A 16,739-nucleotide genomic window follows, 5' to 3' on the forward strand; every position below is an offset into this window, starting at 1 on the left:
GAACACTTTTGATCGCTATGAGGGGTGCTACACAGGATGCATGGATGCTTTCCTTTTAAAGTCAGAGTTCTAGCTTCATTGATTTGGGTGTATCTAAAAAATTTTTCTAATTTTCCGGAATTGATTATGTTCAGATGGTAGTCTCTATCAGACAAGCGATTTATACTGAAACTCTATAACGAAACCTTCGGGGTATATAACCCCAAATAAAAAGCCCGGTCTTGATGACCGGGCTTTTTTAACAATGAGGAGTTGGGAATTGTTCTTAACTCCTCACTACTAATTAAATTAGGCAAAAGCAGCAGTTGTCACATCGTTATTCGATAGAATTTCTTGCAACTCTTCAGCGTCTACCGTTTCTTTATCAACCAACATTTGGGCGATTTGATCTAAAATGTGACGGTTGCCTATTAACACTTCTTTAGCGCGTGTATAGGCTACATCCACAAGTTTGCGGACTTCTTCATCAATGGCGGCGGCGGTTTCTTCAGAGAAATCACGCTCTGACATGATATCTCGTCCGAGGAACATGTTACCTTGCTGACGACCAAGGGCAACAGGGCCTAAGCGATCGCTCATGCCAAATCTGGTGATCATTTGACGCGCAACCCGTGCTACTTGCTGCAAGTCATTAGAAGCACCAGTGGTAACTTCTTCTTCACCAAAGATTAATTCTTCAGCAATCCGACCACCTAAAGCCACAGCCATCTGATTTTCCAGATAAGCGCGGCTGTATAAACCAGTGTCCATCCGGTCTTCGCTGGGGGTAAACCAAGTTAAGCCACCTGCGCGACCACGAGGAATGATGCTAATCTTCTGCACTGGGTCATAATCTGGCATTAAAGCACCAACTAAGGCGTGACCAGCTTCGTGATATGCTACCAAGGTTTTGCGCTTTTCGCTCATTACCCGGTCTTTCTTCTCTGGCCCAGCTAATACGCGATCGATCGCGTCGTTGATTTCATCCATTGAAATCTCAGTTAAATTCCGGCGGGCTGCCAGAATTGCGGCTTCATTCAATAAGTTAGATAAATCTGCGCCAGTAAATCCAGGGGTACGACGGGCGATTTTATCCAAATCTACATCTTTCGCCAAGGTTTTGCCACGGGCGTGTACCTTGAGAATTTCGCTGCGTCCGGCATAGTCGGGACGGTCTACCACAACTTGACGGTCAAAGCGACCAGGACGCAACAATGCTGCATCTAGGACATCAGGACGGTTGGTAGCGGCAATAATGATGATGCCAGTATTACCTTCAAAGCCGTCCATTTCGGTGAGCAACTGGTTGAGGGTTTGTTCCCGCTCATCGTTACCACCACCTAAACCGGCACCCCGTTGACGACCTACTGCGTCAATTTCATCGATGAAGACGATACAAGGAGCATTGGTCTTAGCTTGTTCAAATAAATCGCGGACGCGGGATGCACCCACACCGACGAACATTTCGACAAATTCCGAACCGGAGATTGAGAAGAAGGGTACACCTGCTTCACCAGCTACAGCACGAGCAAGGAGGGTTTTACCTGTACCAGGAGGGCCAACTAACAGCACACCTTTAGGAATTTTTGCACCAACGGCGGTAAAGCGATCGGCGTTTTTCAGGAAGTCTACGACTTCGTTTAATTCCAACTTGGCTTGATCGATACCAGCGACATCGCCAAATGTCACCTGAGTTTGTGGTTCCATTTGCACTCTGGCTTTGGATTTGCCAAAGTTCATGGCTTGGCTACCTGGGCCACTTTGAGCGCGACGTAGCAAGAAGAATAAGCCAACCAAAAGCAATACAGGGAAAAATAAGCTGCTTAGTGCTTTAAACCAAAATCCTTCATCGGTTTGGGGCAAAACAGAAATATCAACGCCTTTTGAAGTCAGATTATTGATCAGGTCTGGATCGTTGACTAAGGTAACAATCTTTTTATTTGGGTCATATTTGGGTGTAACCAGTGCTGTAGAGCGATCTGCACTCAAACTGACTTTTTCTACTTTGCCTTGTTGAACTTCCTGAATAAAGCGACTGTATCGCCATGTCTCTCTGCTTTGGGGTTGTTTGTCAAAAAATGCTGTTCCCAGCGCAATGACGACAATGAACAGCAGCGCGTACAGCCCTGCATTTCTCCATCTTTTATTCACTAAGGTCTATCCTCCTGTATGTTTCGCGCCATCGCTTACCGTCTCTGCTCGGAAAGGTCATTATTAAGAATTATGTTAACTTATCTTAAGTGTAACAAAGTGGCGTAGCTATCATGCTAAGAAAAGCTCCCTGATTTGCTGAAAGCTAGGATGGTAGGGATTATATTGTAGCGACCCTGAAGGCTGATTAACGGTATGAATGGGAATAATTTCGACGATACTATTAGTGTAGGCGATCGCTTCAAATCTCTCGACTAGCTCCACCGTCCAAGCTTCTTCCTGCACTGGCTGTTGGTGGTTTTGCAACCAGTTTACAAGTTGCGATCGCAAAATTCCCGGCAATATTCCTGCCTTGATTGGTGGTGTGTACCAAGTGCGATCGCACCATCCCCAAAGGTTGCCTGTGCTGGTTTCTAGCCAATTTCCTTGAACATCGACTAATATTGCTTCTTGAGCATCTAAGCTAGTTTTTGCCAACCAAGCACTCAAATAATTTCCAGTTTTATGAGAGGGCAGAGAACGATAAAATTCCGAGCTAGCGACGGCGGATATTATACCATTATTTTGTTTTTCTGTCAAATCACATGGTAAAAATCTACCTGTTATCCACTCTCGGCCATCGGGAAAAAGGGTAATTCTGAGAACGGGGAAGTGTGTGAGGAGAATTTCAGCGCCTTGATGCACACGATTCCAATCTGGTTGTTGCCAACCAAAAGTTTGAATTGAGAAAAGTAAGCGATCGCAGTGTGCTTGCCAATTAGTTAAATTACTATCTAGGGAGTTCTCATAAATTCGCAATGTTGTAAAAACAGTCGCTCCATAAAGTAAGCCTGGATCGTTAATGTCTAACTCTAAAGTTTGGGAGTAAATTAATTTGCCGTCATACCAAAAAATATCATTTTTCACAACCAGATTGCTTGTTCCTACAACTCTATTCCAAAGTGATGACTTGTAATACTCATGCGTTCCATGAGATAAAACCTGTGAGCGCCAAATCGCTGAACCCCAGAATCAAGACTGAGGTGTTTACAGCCATGATTTTTTGCATATTCAATAAGCCATTGAAATAACTGTTTACCATAACCTTGCGATCGCTTCAACTCATCAACAACTAAGTCATCAACATATAAAAAATTTCCCAATGCTAAACACGTAGAGATGCGAAATCCAGCCACTGCAACAGCTTGCTCCTCTATTTCCAAGAATGCAATTTGATATCCTTCTTTCATTTGATATCGAACTTGTTCTAGAAACTTAGCCTCTTCAAGATGAGGACGTAACTGGGAAATAACAGGAAAACATCCTAATATTTGAAAATCAGATTCTGCCAATTGTATTGACATCACTATTACTCCTCATATTACTTTACTAAGCGATAGAGATGAGCGCGATTTCAGATAATTTTATTTTATTTGCAGTCAAATGCTATAAATAACAACTTAATCTTTAGGTGGAAAGAGAATTTTATTAGTACCTTCAGGAGTTTTAATTACTTTTCCTCCCAAAGCTTCGATTTCCCTAATTGCTCGGTTCCGAGTTTTCTCATTAACTTGATTATTTAAAACCATTGCCCATGTAGAAATCTGAGCATATTTACTGTTAGGATTTCGGCTCAGAAATTCCGCAGTTTTTTGGGAAGTATTAGCTATAAGCTGACTTTCCTGATCTGAGAAGTTACTAGCCCAATTTGCCGCCGTTGTAAAAGACTTTTGGGAAGCTTTAGCGTCGCCTAAAAATAATAACTCATCAACTCCTTTGTAACGCCATACGTAATAAGACTTTTCGGGAATGAAGGGAGATAGTGATTTTAAGCCTTTCTCTGAGAGTGCGATCGCCCGTTCTGGCATAGCAGCATATAATGAAGTACTGATAGAAAGACTCCGATACGCTGCTAAAAATCGCGGGTCACGTTCTAGAATGACTTCAAAATATTCTGGACTTAAACCATAACCTGTTTTATCCCGAACTTCATCATCTCCGAAGTACTGTGCAAAATTGAGATATACCAAATCTGCAATGAAATTATCATAACCAAAACTAGGTGTTTTTTTGAGAAAATTAAGACGGAGACTTTCTGATTTTATTTCTTTTTCTAGAGTCTCTACAGATACAGATTGTTTGCTAGCTATCAGTTTTTGCAATTGGGGAAATTGAATCAAAGCAACTCCTAAAATACCCACACAAATTATAAAAGGTGTAGCAATGGCTTTACGTGGCAACAACATATTTTTTGTCTTCCCTAACACAAGCAACTCATTGTATATAATATAGTTATTGTAAAATTACTCAGCTACATAGTCACAGTAGCTTACACAGGAAAGCAGCTACTATAGAAGTCTAGGGACTTCCAATTAAAAAAATATCCAATTTTGTAGGGTGCGTTAGCGACAGCGTAACGCACCGCCAGATATCTCGGTGCGTTACGGCTTTCGCCTAACACACCCTACTGTATATTTTATTTTTTGGAAGTCCCCTATCTTTAGCTAAAGAGAAACTGGAAAGAAGTATATCAGTGTTTTTTGTATTATATTATACGCGCAAATTTTAGTTTTTAGAGTGTAATTTACGCCTCCTGATTTACAGCATCTAAAATAAACTATTTTATTTTTTGAGATGAAATTAGATTCTAGAAATCTAGCTTTACTTTTGTGGAGCAACAAGGTATTAAATTATTAAGTTTCTTTGGTATTACTTAGTTTTGTTAAGTAATAGCAGTAAAATTTGTGACATGATTTAAAATTTGATTTTGTTCGCAATCAGACCTTTCTCCTCCTTAATCTTATGCTAGATACTGTAGTTACGAACAACTTGGAAAATAATAGTCTATCCATTCAACCAAAAAATAGTGATTTTAAAACAATAGTTACTAATCTCAACGCTGATAAAAAAGGACTGGATGTTGACGAGATTATTGATGCCATTAAAACAGTAATAGTTGAAGCGATTGATTTAAAAATTACTACTTGGGTAGCAGAGTCATCTGAACAGCCACAAAATGAGATAGAAGCTGCAAAACCAGGCAATCGAATCTATACCCGAATTAATCTTGTTAGTGGCGATATCCAAAATGAAATTGGTAGTCAATTTACCGATAGTGGTTCCTATAAAGAAATTCGTGAATTTCATTTAACTCAAATTCGAGACGGCAGGGAGATTATTCACAAGAATATAGAAAGTGTAGAAAAATTGTATGGATTTTTTATGGAAATGGTGAAATATCGCAAAAAGTCAGAACTTTAAGCATTCTCTGTTAGTTACCCATTAAAACTAAAGTCACCAGACCAACTTTGCCAAATCGTTAGGTTAATTTGCTTGTATCTAGCTATCCATAACCAACGCTACAGTCAGATTAGTCAGAACTGTGAGAGGATGACACTATGTCTAATGAAACTCAAATTAAAGACCAAAATAGTATTCAGACTCGAAATCGAAATGCTACTCAACCTCAAAATATTCAAAACCAAGCAAGAGGCTTGTTAAACAATTTAGTATCGTCTGTACAAACATTAGTTTATGACATCACAGCCTTAGAAGTGAATACGATGGTTGTAGATAGGATTAATGCTTCAAAATTTAATGCTTGGGAGGCATATCAAGAAATTTATTCTATACACGATCCTGACTACTTTGAGGCGAAAGGGATTCCAGAAGAAGGTTCTCAAGCTCAAGAACTGCGTAAGCGTTATAAAAGTCTATTCAACCAACTCGAAAGAGAATATTTTTACCTTCTCCTTGAGGAGGGTTCAGGTTTTTATAACCCTCAGGATGAGCGGGTAAAACGATATCGCCAGAGGCTGGAATATGCCAAGAAACATCAACCAAACCTAGTTGAAGCCGATCGGGAGAATGTGAAGCTAGCTGAACCAATATTACCTGCTCCAACTCCCATTCTTGATGACGAAGATGCAAACAATCAACAAGATTGGATTAGAACTTTTAAAGAGATTCAAATACTTTTAAATAATGATAAATTCGGTCGTACCCTACGTAAGATGTCTGAACTAAAAGCTGCGCTTGACAGTAGTAATGTTAAAAGTACCAAAATTGATATTATTTATGCTCAAACTGTCATGCAGTTAGATGGAGATATTATCACTCGTTACCATAAAGAACTTTTTAACTTACCTGAAGAAGCTAAAAATCTAATTATTAATACACATAATCAAGGAGTGATTTCTGGAGAAAAGCAGTGGCGGGGAACATTTAGTTTTCTGATTAGTTTGATACAGGGTATCGCAAATTTAACTCGATAATGAACGCCAACATAATAAAAACAGATAACCAAGCTGATGTTGTACTCTCTCTATTTATCCAAGTTCCTCAAGGCGATCGCTTTGAACTCAAGGTTGAGCGATCGCAGTGTAGTTTTTACCTTAATGAGCAAGTTGTAGAACAGATTCAGCAAGCACAAAAAACTGGTGTTTCTCTGTACATCCCACCGAAATTGATAATTCCTCTATGGTATTACGCCTGTTTCGGCAATAATGTTGTGTTCAGAAAGAAAGAAATTACTGAAAAACAGATTAGTAATTTTTTTTACGTTATTGTTATAGTCAATATTATCAAATATTTTCTGAATAAAACCGCACGGAGCAAAGTAAGCTTACAGTCTGGACTTACCTTTAATTCTTACTATGAGCAGCCTGAATCAGCTTCAGATGCTTATGAAGAGAAAGATATCATTTTGCAAAGCACCGTACTTATTCATGGTGATATATTCCACAAAATCAAGTTGGATTTTATGCAAAATTCCAACTGCTCAACAATTGTCTCTGCTCATTATTGGCTGACTGAACAAATACTAAGTTGCTTTCGGACTAAGCTAAATCTGCTAGTTTGGGAAGTAGCTTCGCTGTTTCCTGCTGGTTTAGTAGTCTACAGTTTATATCCAGCAAATGGAATATTATCGATATTTGCTTGGATAGGCTTCACTATACTATTTGCTACTACTCGCTATGTTCTTGTCAATCAACTTCAAAGACGTACTTCCATCAACTCCAAATTTATAAATTGGTTAGCATGGACGCTGATTTGTCTGATCCCTATCGTTGTTGTTGCTGCTATTAAGAGATTTAGTGATGTTAATGCCTTATTATTGTCGTTTTCATCACTTATTGCCCCGAAACTTGCAGAGTATATTTTAAGCTTGATCGGGCCACGAATTTGGAAAATTATTTTTACACTGGTTTCTGTCGTTACGAGTATTTATAAATTTTTTCGGTAAACCCTATTCTTATTTTTGCAAAAGTTGCCAACACTGCCCAGCGATCGCCCAATCTTCTTGAGTATGAATAACTAATACCCGTACTGCTGAGTCAGTTGTCGCAATATCTTCATCCACTGGTTGCTGTTGATTTTTCTCAAGATCGAGTTTCAACCCCAAAAAACCAAAGGCTTCACAGGCGGCTTGACGAATTTCCGCAGAGTGTTCACCCACACCTGCTGTGAACACCAAAGCATCTAATCCACCCAAACTGGTAAGCATTGCACCGATATTAGAACGTAGGCGATGCACATAGATATCCCACGCCAGTTGAGCGCGGGAATTACCTTGAGCGATCGCTTCTCTCACTTCCCGCATATCGCTAGATACACCCGAAATTCCCTTTAACCCAGAAGCTTTATTTAAGATATCATCCAACTTTTCGCCGGAGTAATTGCAGTACCGCAAAAGATAAATCAGAATTCCTGGATCGATTGAACCAGAACGACTACCCATCATCAATCCCTCTAGGGGCGTAAATCCCATTGTGGTGTCAATACTGCGACCGTTTTTAATCGCCGCCAAAGAGCAACCATTACCCAGATGACAGGTAATTAACCGCTCAGGTGGAACATCTCGGCCGAGAATTTGGGTAGCACGTTGAGAACAGTATTGGTGACTGATACCATGAAACCCATAGCGACGGATACCTTGTTCTACCCACTGATATGGGCCGGGATAGATTGCTGCTGCATCGGGTAAAGTGGCATGAAACCCGGTATCAAATACTGCTACTTGGGTGACATCTTTTGAGATTTCTTCAATTGCTTCTATGCCTTCCACAGCGACTGGATTATGGGCTGGAGCAAGGTTAGATAAGCTAGCGATCGCCTTTTTGACATCCTCAGTAATGACTACACTATCTCGATAATCTTGTCCACCATGAACTATCCGATGCCCCACCACATCGATTTCTGACAACCGATCTATTACTTTGGTAGCACCATCAGTAAGTGTATGAAGCATATAGGTGAGGTGTGCCTGTAGGGAATCATCAGAGATTGATTCTTGCAGCGTTGCACCCGTACCAGTTTTCACCTCAATTTCTGCTACACTGCGATTTTGAGTCCAGTTGATTTTCCCTTCCCAAAGGGGTTGAGATGCTTCGGTGGATAAAGCCTCATCTGCAATCTCATACAGACAACTCTTTTGGGTACTCGATCCGGCATTCAGCACCAATATCTTCATAGGACAACATAAAAACATGACCTTTTTTGATCGTCTCACGAAGTGTAGCCTTATGCTTTTAGCCTATAGGCATAATATGGAGCAAAGGTGCGTTTCCAGCAATAAAATTTTGTTGAATCATTTTCAGAGCGATCGCTCACAGATTTTCTATGAACTCTTCTGGTGTAACTTGCGCTTGCTTCAGAATGCCACTCAATGTCCCTACCTTCAGTTCTTGATGCACGGGTACAACACAGCCAATTGTCCCTTCCGGGGTTTGCTTCTTCATTACAACATGATTATCGGTTTGTCGAATTTGTATCAAAACCCAAACGCTCCAATGCCCGAATTGCCTCTCTACTTGAGATTCGTGGCAACTTAGGCATAGGTGATCTCAATGCTGGTCATATATCTTGGAGATGTTTCAGGTAGAGGAAATTCCTCTAAGTAAAGCTGCGTTGCCTCTCTCAAGCTAGCAATTGCCTGTTCGATTGTCTCTCCCCGATCAACCGTACCAACTTCGGGACACTCAGCTATATACATATCGTCCTCTTTATAAATGAGGACTGCAAAGCTGCGAGTTTTCATCGTACTGTATCCTCAACCCTTTTTATAGCAAGCATAGCATCACCTTTTCTCTATAAAGATCGCCGCTAATGAGGCAGCAACCCCCTGATTAGTGGCACATTTTCAGCCAGAAGACTTTGATCTTCTTTTACGGAGATGTTTAATACTCATTTGGCTTCAAGGTTTTGTTTCATCTCTGCACCGACGGCACGAGCAGCCGGATCTGAACTTTGCAGTAGTGTACTTGACACATTATGCTGCTCAACTTGGCTTCGGTTTTGACTAAGTTTGTACTTACCTTCCAAACGTGTAACAGTTATTTCAAATCCCACAATAGCATTCATCATACCTTCACGAAATCCGTCAGGTAAACTGTGCCAATGCGATTTGTAGTCAGCTTCATAGGTGTCTATCATCTCATTGATCGTTTTGTTCATTAACTCTGGAGAGTCATTGAGCATGATAACTTTGGGAATACCATAGGCGTGAACAGCAATATAGTTCCACGTCGGTACGCTCTCATGCTTTTCATACAAAGTAGGAGAAATGTAAGCGTGTGCCCCGGTGAAGATAGCAAGTAACTCAGTGCCAAGGGCTTGGGATTGAGGATTTTGCTTTGCCAGATGACCAATTAATTTAACAGCATTCCCTTGCATTGCAATGACAAGAGGAACGTGTGAAGCACAAGGTACACCGTCTACGATCGATACCAACGTAGCGAAACTATTGGCTCTCATAAAGGCGATCAATTTATCAACATTATCTTCTTGAAAAGGGGTTGGTCTATACATGGCGATTTAACCTCACTATCAACTTATACAAGTCCCGTTAACTCTCATTTGTATAGCAAGCGAAGAATGCCCAATTTTCACTGTCCGTCCTCTCAATTCGGCAAACCCTCAACCCGCATCAAATCCAATTCGCGTTCAAATATTTCATCGATTGGCAACATTTGACCATCAATAGTCATAAATTTATGGTCTTTTGTTGCCCGAATCAATGAACCATCTTCCAAACAATACTCAAACACCTCTTGTTGTCCGCGATTGTGCCACTGTAACACAGGTTGCGTGTAAATATTCCCATTATTATCAACGCTGTAAACATTACATTCAATGTGTTTTTCTACAATTTCCCCAATCGGCAACAATCCATATTCTACGGTCAATATTTCCGTGTCATAGCTTAAACAATATTCAGCAAACTTCAACATTTGCTCAAATAATTCATCCGCAACTTTTTTCTGTACACCGTTTTTCGCTGCGCCATCCACGAATTTTTCTCGCTGCTTTTGCATCTCAGAAACTTTCTTTTTACCCATCGCCCGACGCAGCAAGTCAGCTTGTCCTAAAGAATATCCAGCCATATCTTGAGCAATTTTCATGATTTGCTCTTGATAGACCATAATTCCATAGGTTTCGTCTAATATTGGTTCCAGAATTTGGTGTTGATAATCAATCTTTTCTCGACCATGTTTGCGGTCAATAAACTTAGGAATTAGTTTCGCATCTAACGGCCCCGGTCGATAAAGTGCCAAAATAGAAGAAATATCTTCTATATTAGAAGGTTTCAAATCTCGCACTATCTGACGCATCCCAGAAGATTCTAATTGAAATATCCCTTCTAACTCACCTGCTTCTAATAACTCATAAGTTTTTTGGACATCTTTAGGTAAACTGCTATGTTCACCTTTAGCTAATATCCTCTGGGCTTTTCTTTCCTGGCGGGGAATTTCATCAGGATCGACCCGATATCCTCTCGTTTCCTGAATCAAATCAACGGTCTTTTGAATTAGCGTTAGGTTCCGTAAACCCAGAAAATCCATTTTTAATAAACCCATTGATTCCAAGTCTTCCATGAAATACTGGGTAATTACAGAACCGTCATTATTCTTCTGTAGCGGTACAATTTCATCAAGTGGATCGGCAGAAATTACCACACCTGCTGCATGAACACCAAAGGTTTTATTAGTTCCTTCAATTCGCATCGCCATATCAAGCCAGTGGCGAACATGGGGTTCTTTATCATATTTCTCTTTAAACTCTGGTTCTGGAGTTTTATCGGAAACCATCACCTTGAGTTTCGTTGGTTTCCCCCGCACCACAGGGATCATTTTCGCCATTTTGTCAGCTTCCCCGTAGGGAATATTTAATACTCTGGCGACATCTTTTAGAACGGCTTTAGAAGTTAGGCGGTTAAAAGTGATAATTTGGGCAACTCTATCTGCACCATATTTCTCAGTTACATATTCAATAACTTTATCCCGTTGTTCAATACAGAAATCTGTATCAATATCAGGCATTGATTTACGTTCTGGGTTCAAGAAACGCTCAAATAGTAACCCATGATGTACGGGGTCAATATTGGTAATTCGCATCGCATAAGCAACTAATGAACCAGCCGCCGAACCCCGACCTGGCCCCACAGGAATGTTATTATCTCTAGCAAATTTGATGTAATCCCATACAACTAAAAAGTACTTGGAAAAACCCATCTGCTGAATCATTTTTAGTTCGTATTCCAATCTTTCTTTATAGACGGAATCGACTTCTTGGCGAGATTTACGATTTAACCGTTCTAAAAGTCCATGCCATGCAACATCTTCGGCGTAAGTATCAGCAGTATGACCAGAGGGAATGGGTGGTGTCGGAATCTGAGGCTCACCCATAATATTGTAAGGCTCGACTTTATCGGCTACTTCTTGAGTAGTAGCGATCGCTTCTACAATCACATCATCCGGTAAATGGTCGCGAAATAGCTGCTGCATCTCCTCACCAGATTTGAGATACTCTGTGCCGCTATAACGCATCCGCTTATCTTCAGCAATTAATTTACCAGTTTGAATACAGAGCAAAGCGTCATGGGCTTCAACGTCAAAACAAGAAATAAAATGTGAATCATTGGTAGCAACAATTTTAATCCCTAGCTCTCTAGCAATTTTGACTATTTCAACATTCACAATCCGGTCTTCTTGGGAGCCGTGGTCTTGAATTTCTAGATAATAATCATCACCAAATACATCTTTATACCACTGAGCAACTTTTCGGGCTGCATCTGGTCTATTACTGAGAATCGCTTGGGGAATCTCTCCACCCAAGCAAGCGCTGGTGACAATCAAGCCCTCATGATATTCTTTTAGTAAATCTTTATTAATACAAGGACGAGAAAAAATTCCTTTGCCTTGAACACCTTTAAGGTGAGAAATTGTGGTTAATTTGACTAAATTTTTATAACCTTTAGTATTTTTAGCTAAAACAACTTGATGATATTTTGGTCGGCGTTCTTGTTTTTCGATATCGCCATTAATTACATACATTTCATTGCCGATAATCGGCTTAATATTTTGACTACGGCAGATTTTGATCAGTTCAACCGCACCATACATGACACCATGATCGGTAAGAGCGATCGCTTTCATCCCCAGTGCGATCGCTCGATCCACTAACTCTGGTAGCTGACTTGCTCCATCTAGTAGACTGTAGTCACTGTGAATATGTAAAGGGACAAAGGACATAAGCATCTCCAACCACAAGCCAAGATATCTTTAGGGGCCTACCTTGTGGTATACCCTTTCAAGCCGGATTTTGCAAAGCAACGGAATATTACATTAGCAGTTTTTACCTCAAATTAAAGCTGTTCTTTTTCCGAAATTATCACTGTCATCAGTGTTGTTTTAATAGTTACAGCAGTTAATCAGCATCTAACTAATGAATCAAACAGAGAGTACTACTTCGCCTAAAACCAAAGCTAGCCCTTGGTGGCAGCGTATCCCTCTCACATTGCAAATTCTCATCGCCCTTGTAGCCGCAGTCAGCATTGGAATTGCCCTCGGTGCGGGGAATCCCAATCCCAGCAACGCCACCTTAATCAATAATTTAGCAATTCCAGCTGATTTAGTATTAAAGGCTCTCCGCGCCCTAGCTACGCCCCTGATTTTGGTAGCGGTGCTGCATACCTTAATGACAACCAACATCCCCGGTACAGCCGGACGGCGACTGGCTGTACTACTTTTAACTAACACTACCGTAGCTATTTTAGTAGGACTTTTAGTCGCAAATGTGCTGCGTCCAGGGACTTGGGGTAAAGTAACCACCTCAACAACTACACAAATAACTGCTCAGAGTATCGATCCTTGGGGAATACTAAAAGATGCTGTACCAGAAGCTGTCCTCAAGCCATTAGTTGATAATAATGTCATTCAACTAATTGTTATTGCCCTGAGTTTTGGCATTGTTCTGCGGGCATTAAAATCTGAACAAATCGCCCAAGGAAAAAAAGAATACCAGCCGATAGAGGATGTCATCGGGATTTTGTTTGAAGCGGTAGTCCGCGTCCTCAACTGGGTAATAGCCTTAGTACCTTTCGCCGTCTTTGGAATTGTTGCAAAAACTGTTGCTATGCAAGGATTTGCACCATTTAAATCTTTGGGTGCATTTATCCTAGCGGTGCTGTTAGCACTGGCATTGCAGGCGTGCTACTACCTCACCAGAGTAAAATTTGGTTCTTGGGTACCTCCGTTAAAATTCCTCGCTGGTGGTTCTGATGCTTTTTTGACAGCTTTCTCAACTTCTTCCTCTGCGGCGGCAATGCCCGTAACCTTTGAGGTTTTGCAAACAAAAGTCGGTTTAAGAGAATCTTCTGCTGCTTTGGGGGCATTAGTAGGAGCAAATTTCAATAATGATGGCACTGCCCTTTATGAAGCAATGTCTGCGTTGTTTATTTCCCAACTAATTGGACAACATCTAAATCTGGGACAACAATTAATTGTCATCCTGACCTCGATTTTTGCCTCTGTAGGTGCGGCAAATATTCCTAATGCGGGACTGGTGACAATGACACTGGTGTTCACTTCTGTAGGCTTACCAACCCAATACATCGCTTTGCTAGTTACCATAGACTGGTTTTTGGATCGCTGCCGCACCGCGATTAATGTCATGGGAGATATGACTGTGAGTGCTTTACTTGACGGCAAAAAGCCTCGTTCTGTAGACGAGGCTTAATCTGACGGCTTTTTAGGTAGCTAATGCTGTTGAGGCCCTTTAGCATCACATTCTTTAGCCCAGCAGCGTTCTAGAAGTCGAAGACGCCAGATCAGTGCAAAGCGTTGGGGATTCAATACTAATTTAGTATCGTGACTAAATAAAGGCTGGTTCAGATACTGCCAAAGGGGAAAGTTAATTTTGGTGTGTTTTGGAGTCATAAGAACAACAAATATTATAAAAGTTCAACGGCCATATTTGGCATTTTGTCTAGCAATTGCCTGATACTGTTTTTCTAGTTAAAGACTACACTGCGGTTTTACAATTGTCCTGGTAAAAATTGCGGAATTTCACAAAGTGAATTTATGTTATTTCCGGTTTAATACTTAAATTACACCCAACATTTCTTGGATTCAATGAAATTTCGCATCTCTACATTAAGTAGATCGGCGCAATTAAAGCTAACTGGCGATCGCAAATAGCAGCGATCGCAGTAGAAGGCTGTCCTTTTTCATTAGTAAGGGCTTTAAGCCTATTTACGTTTCGCAACATACTTGGTTTTTTTGCGTCAGCTTACTTGGGTTGATTGTCTTAACCCAACCGTATTTCAACAGGAGTTACGCAATTAAAACGTAAGTCCTGTTGTAGAAGACTTGCAATTTTGTTACCAAAGGGCTAGTTATACGACTCTCAAATCTGAAACATCTCTCTAAAGATAGATAACTAAAATTTACTTGCGCCTACTCTACATCTCGACAAAAAAACTGGGACGGGCAAAATGCCCATCCCATAATAAAAAAGAGAATTTTTGTCATAGAACGCCTTGGCTATATTTGAGCTAAAGCGGTTTCGTTAAGTTACATTTCTCACTATCTAATAATGAGTGCCAGTTTTGCGATGGTTGATGGCAGTAACAGCATCAGGCTTGAGTAATTTACCTTCATCTACAGTTGCATACACAACCCAGTGATCGCCACATTCCAGACGTTGGTTGACTGAGCATTCTAAATATGCTAGTGCGTCGGTGAGGACGGTACAGCCGTTATCTGCAACTGCTGTACTAAAATTGGCAAATCGGTCTTCCCCAGGCGCGAAAGATTTACGGAAATGCTTCATGTAATCTTGGTGATTGCCTTCAGGTAGAATATTTAAGGCAAACTTACCGCCTGGATACATCAAAGATTCGATCGCTCGGTCTTTGGCGATCGCCAAAGATATTCCGGGTGGGTTGAAGGTGGCTTGAGAAACCCAAGCGCCTAGCATTGCGGTAGACACTTCTCCAAGTTTCGCTGTCACCACGCAGACGGAACCAACAATCCGACCAACAGCTTGTTCTACTGGGGTAGCAGCTTGTTGTGGTACGCGTACCTTTTTAGCCTTTTTCAGCGCTTGGGCAAAGTCTGTACCTAATTCTTCACAGAATTTGAGTGTGACATCATCAGGTTTAAATTTGACCTTCAGAGTATCAAAGCCAAAGCGATATCCAGAATCCCGGAGTTTTCCTTCTATTAAGTCAAATGCTTCGCCACTCCAGCCATAAGAACCAAAGACTCCAGCAAGTTTGCTATTGTCACCGCTTGAGATCACAATCCCTAAAGCAGTATGAATGGGAGTTGGCGCATGACCACCGATGGTAGGAGAACCGATGATAAAACCTTCTGACTGTGCTAGGTTAATGCGAATTTCATCAGGGGTAGCAAATTCGCAGTTAATCGATTTGACTGCAACTCCACCTTTAGTGAGTCCGAGAGCGATCGCTTGTGCTAAAGTCGCCGTATTGCCGTAAGCTGAAGCGTAAAGTAGGGCAACGGAAATCTCGCGATCGTTGTGAGAACGGCTCCACTCTCCATAAGCTTTAGTGAGTTCGATTAAGCTGGTGCGTACTAAAGGCCCATGACCCACAGCATACATTCTCACCTGCAAATCTGATATTTTCTCTAAAGCTGCTTGCACATGAGGAATTTGGGGAGCCATCAGGCAGTTAAAGTAGTAGCGCTGATCTTCTTTGAGCGCTTCCCAGTTATCATCAAACACTTCATCACCACAGAGATGAGTTGCAAATAACTTATCTGTGTAGAGAATTTGGGTTTGTTGATCGTAGGTACAAAGTCCTTCCGGCCAGCGCGGACTGGGAGTGGGTAAGAATTTTAAAACATGACCCTTGCCTAAGTCCAGAGTTTCTTTCCCCCGCATCACCAAGACCTTCAAATCTTGCTCTAGGAAAGCAGCACGCAAATTGTTCGCACCGGGAAGAGAACAGACAAAAGTTACCTGTGGTGCCAGTTCTAAAATTGCTTTGAGGGTTGCAACTCGATTGGGACTAAAATGGCCCAAGATTATATAATCCAAACTTTGTAAATCTAAAGTCTGCCGCAATGCCTCTAAATAAATTTCGGTAAAGCTTTCTGGCGGTGGATCGATAAGTGCGGTTTTATCAGCTTCAATTAAATAGCAATTGGAGGTAGTACCTCTTTCAAGTGCGTATTCAATTTCAAACCGCAGACGTGACCAACTACGTGCTCTGATCGCCTTAGTATTTGTAGCAATTGGTAGAACTTGTACGTCGCGTGGCTTGGAATTGGTCATAGCTGTTGGTAAAGTTGGGGAACAGAGACTGGGGAATGGGGACTGGG

At 41.1% G+C, this 16,739-nt stretch carries 15 protein-coding genes; 4 read left to right on the forward strand and 11 right to left on the reverse strand.

The annotated features are described in order from the left end of the window. Positions 1-288: 288 nt before the first annotated feature. The 4 genes from ftsH3 to CDG79_RS09155 form a co-directional block, all read right to left on the reverse strand. Entirely contained in the window at positions 289-2,130 is a 1,842-nt protein-coding gene (gene ftsH3, locus CDG79_RS09140) for an ATP-dependent zinc metalloprotease FtsH3 (RefSeq protein ID WP_094330865.1), read from the reverse strand. A 111-nt stretch (positions 2,131-2,241) separates the two neighbouring features. Then, positions 2,242-3,024: an aminotransferase class IV gene (locus CDG79_RS09145; protein WP_094341867.1), complete on the reverse strand. Its 783-nt coding sequence runs from the start codon at positions 3,022-3,024 to the stop codon at positions 2,242-2,244. A 29-nt stretch (positions 3,025-3,053) separates the two neighbouring features. Next, a complete protein-coding gene (locus CDG79_RS09150; RefSeq protein WP_189524931.1) occupies positions 3,054-3,473 on the reverse strand; it encodes a GNAT family N-acetyltransferase in 420 nt (139 codons plus the stop codon). Between the two features lie 96 nt (positions 3,474-3,569). Next, complete coding sequence (locus CDG79_RS09155; protein WP_094341855.1) at positions 3,570-4,355, reverse strand: hypothetical protein; 786 nt, start codon at positions 4,353-4,355, stop codon at positions 3,570-3,572. A 583-nt stretch (positions 4,356-4,938) separates the two neighbouring features. On the opposite strand from CDG79_RS09155, the gene CDG79_RS09160 reads away from it, so the two are divergent. The 3 genes from CDG79_RS09160 to CDG79_RS09170 all read left to right on the forward strand — a co-directional run bounded on the left by CDG79_RS09160 (position 4,939) and on the right by CDG79_RS09170 (position 7,354). Then, positions 4,939-5,370: a hypothetical protein gene (locus CDG79_RS09160; RefSeq protein WP_223278069.1), complete on the forward strand. Its 432-nt coding sequence runs from the start codon at positions 4,939-4,941 to the stop codon at positions 5,368-5,370. A 137-nt stretch (positions 5,371-5,507) separates the two neighbouring features. Further along, positions 5,508-6,383, forward strand: a complete 876-nt coding sequence (locus tag CDG79_RS09165; RefSeq protein ID WP_094341857.1) for a hypothetical protein — start codon at positions 5,508-5,510, stop codon at positions 6,381-6,383. Then, positions 6,383-7,354 carry a hypothetical protein gene (locus CDG79_RS09170; protein WP_094341858.1) on the forward strand — a complete coding sequence of 324 codons (972 nt, stop codon included), beginning with the start codon at positions 6,383-6,385 and terminating at the stop codon, positions 7,352-7,354. Before CDG79_RS09165 ends, CDG79_RS09170 begins: the two co-directional genes overlap by 1 nt. A 9-nt stretch (positions 7,355-7,363) precedes the next feature. Here CDG79_RS09170 and CDG79_RS09175 read toward each other — a convergent pair whose 3' ends face one another. The 5 genes from CDG79_RS09175 to CDG79_RS09195 form a co-directional block, all read right to left on the reverse strand. Further along, positions 7,364-8,581 (reverse strand): acetate kinase, encoded by a 1,218-nt coding sequence (locus CDG79_RS09175; RefSeq protein ID WP_094341859.1) that lies wholly within the window; start codon positions 8,579-8,581, stop codon positions 7,364-7,366. Positions 8,582-8,717: 136 nt separating this feature from the next. Then, complete coding sequence (locus tag CDG79_RS09180; protein ID WP_223278070.1) at positions 8,718-8,885, reverse strand: type II toxin-antitoxin system HicA family toxin; 168 nt, start codon at positions 8,883-8,885, stop codon at positions 8,718-8,720. Between the two features lie 53 nt (positions 8,886-8,938). Next, on the reverse strand, positions 8,939-9,148 hold the full coding sequence (locus CDG79_RS09185) for a type II toxin-antitoxin system HicB family antitoxin (RefSeq protein ID WP_094341860.1): 210 nt from the start codon (positions 9,146-9,148) through the stop codon (positions 8,939-8,941). A 146-nt stretch (positions 9,149-9,294) separates the two neighbouring features. Further along, positions 9,295-9,918, reverse strand: coding sequence for an FMN-binding negative transcriptional regulator (locus tag CDG79_RS09190; protein ID WP_094341861.1), 624 nt, complete (start codon positions 9,916-9,918; stop codon positions 9,295-9,297). Between the two features lie 92 nt (positions 9,919-10,010). Next, the gene (locus CDG79_RS09195; RefSeq protein WP_094341862.1) at positions 10,011-12,641 is read right to left on the reverse strand and encodes a DNA polymerase III subunit alpha; all 2,631 of its coding nucleotides are present in this window, start codon (positions 12,639-12,641) and stop codon (positions 10,011-10,013) included. 193 nt (positions 12,642-12,834) lie between these two features. Between CDG79_RS09195 and CDG79_RS09200 the strand changes: the two genes are divergently transcribed. Beyond that, entirely contained in the window at positions 12,835-14,127 is a 1,293-nt protein-coding gene (locus tag CDG79_RS09200) for a dicarboxylate/amino acid:cation symporter (protein ID WP_094341863.1), read from the forward strand. 20 nt (positions 14,128-14,147) lie between these two features. Here the strand turns inward: CDG79_RS09200 and CDG79_RS43555 are convergent, their stop codons facing one another. Both CDG79_RS43555 and CDG79_RS09210 read right to left on the reverse strand, forming a co-directional pair. Beyond that, positions 14,148-14,327 carry a hypothetical protein gene (locus CDG79_RS43555; RefSeq protein ID WP_223269874.1) on the reverse strand — a complete coding sequence of 60 codons (180 nt, stop codon included), beginning with the start codon at positions 14,325-14,327 and terminating at the stop codon, positions 14,148-14,150. Positions 14,328-14,979: 652 nt separating this feature from the next. Continuing rightward, positions 14,980-16,692 (reverse strand): diflavin flavoprotein, encoded by a 1,713-nt coding sequence (locus tag CDG79_RS09210; RefSeq protein ID WP_094341864.1) that lies wholly within the window; start codon positions 16,690-16,692, stop codon positions 14,980-14,982. Positions 16,693-16,739 lie beyond the last annotated feature (47 nt).

The sequence above is a fragment of the Nostoc sp. 'Peltigera membranacea cyanobiont' 232 genome (assembly GCF_002245985.1).
Classification (GTDB): domain Bacteria; phylum Cyanobacteriota; class Cyanobacteriia; order Cyanobacteriales; family Nostocaceae; genus Nostoc.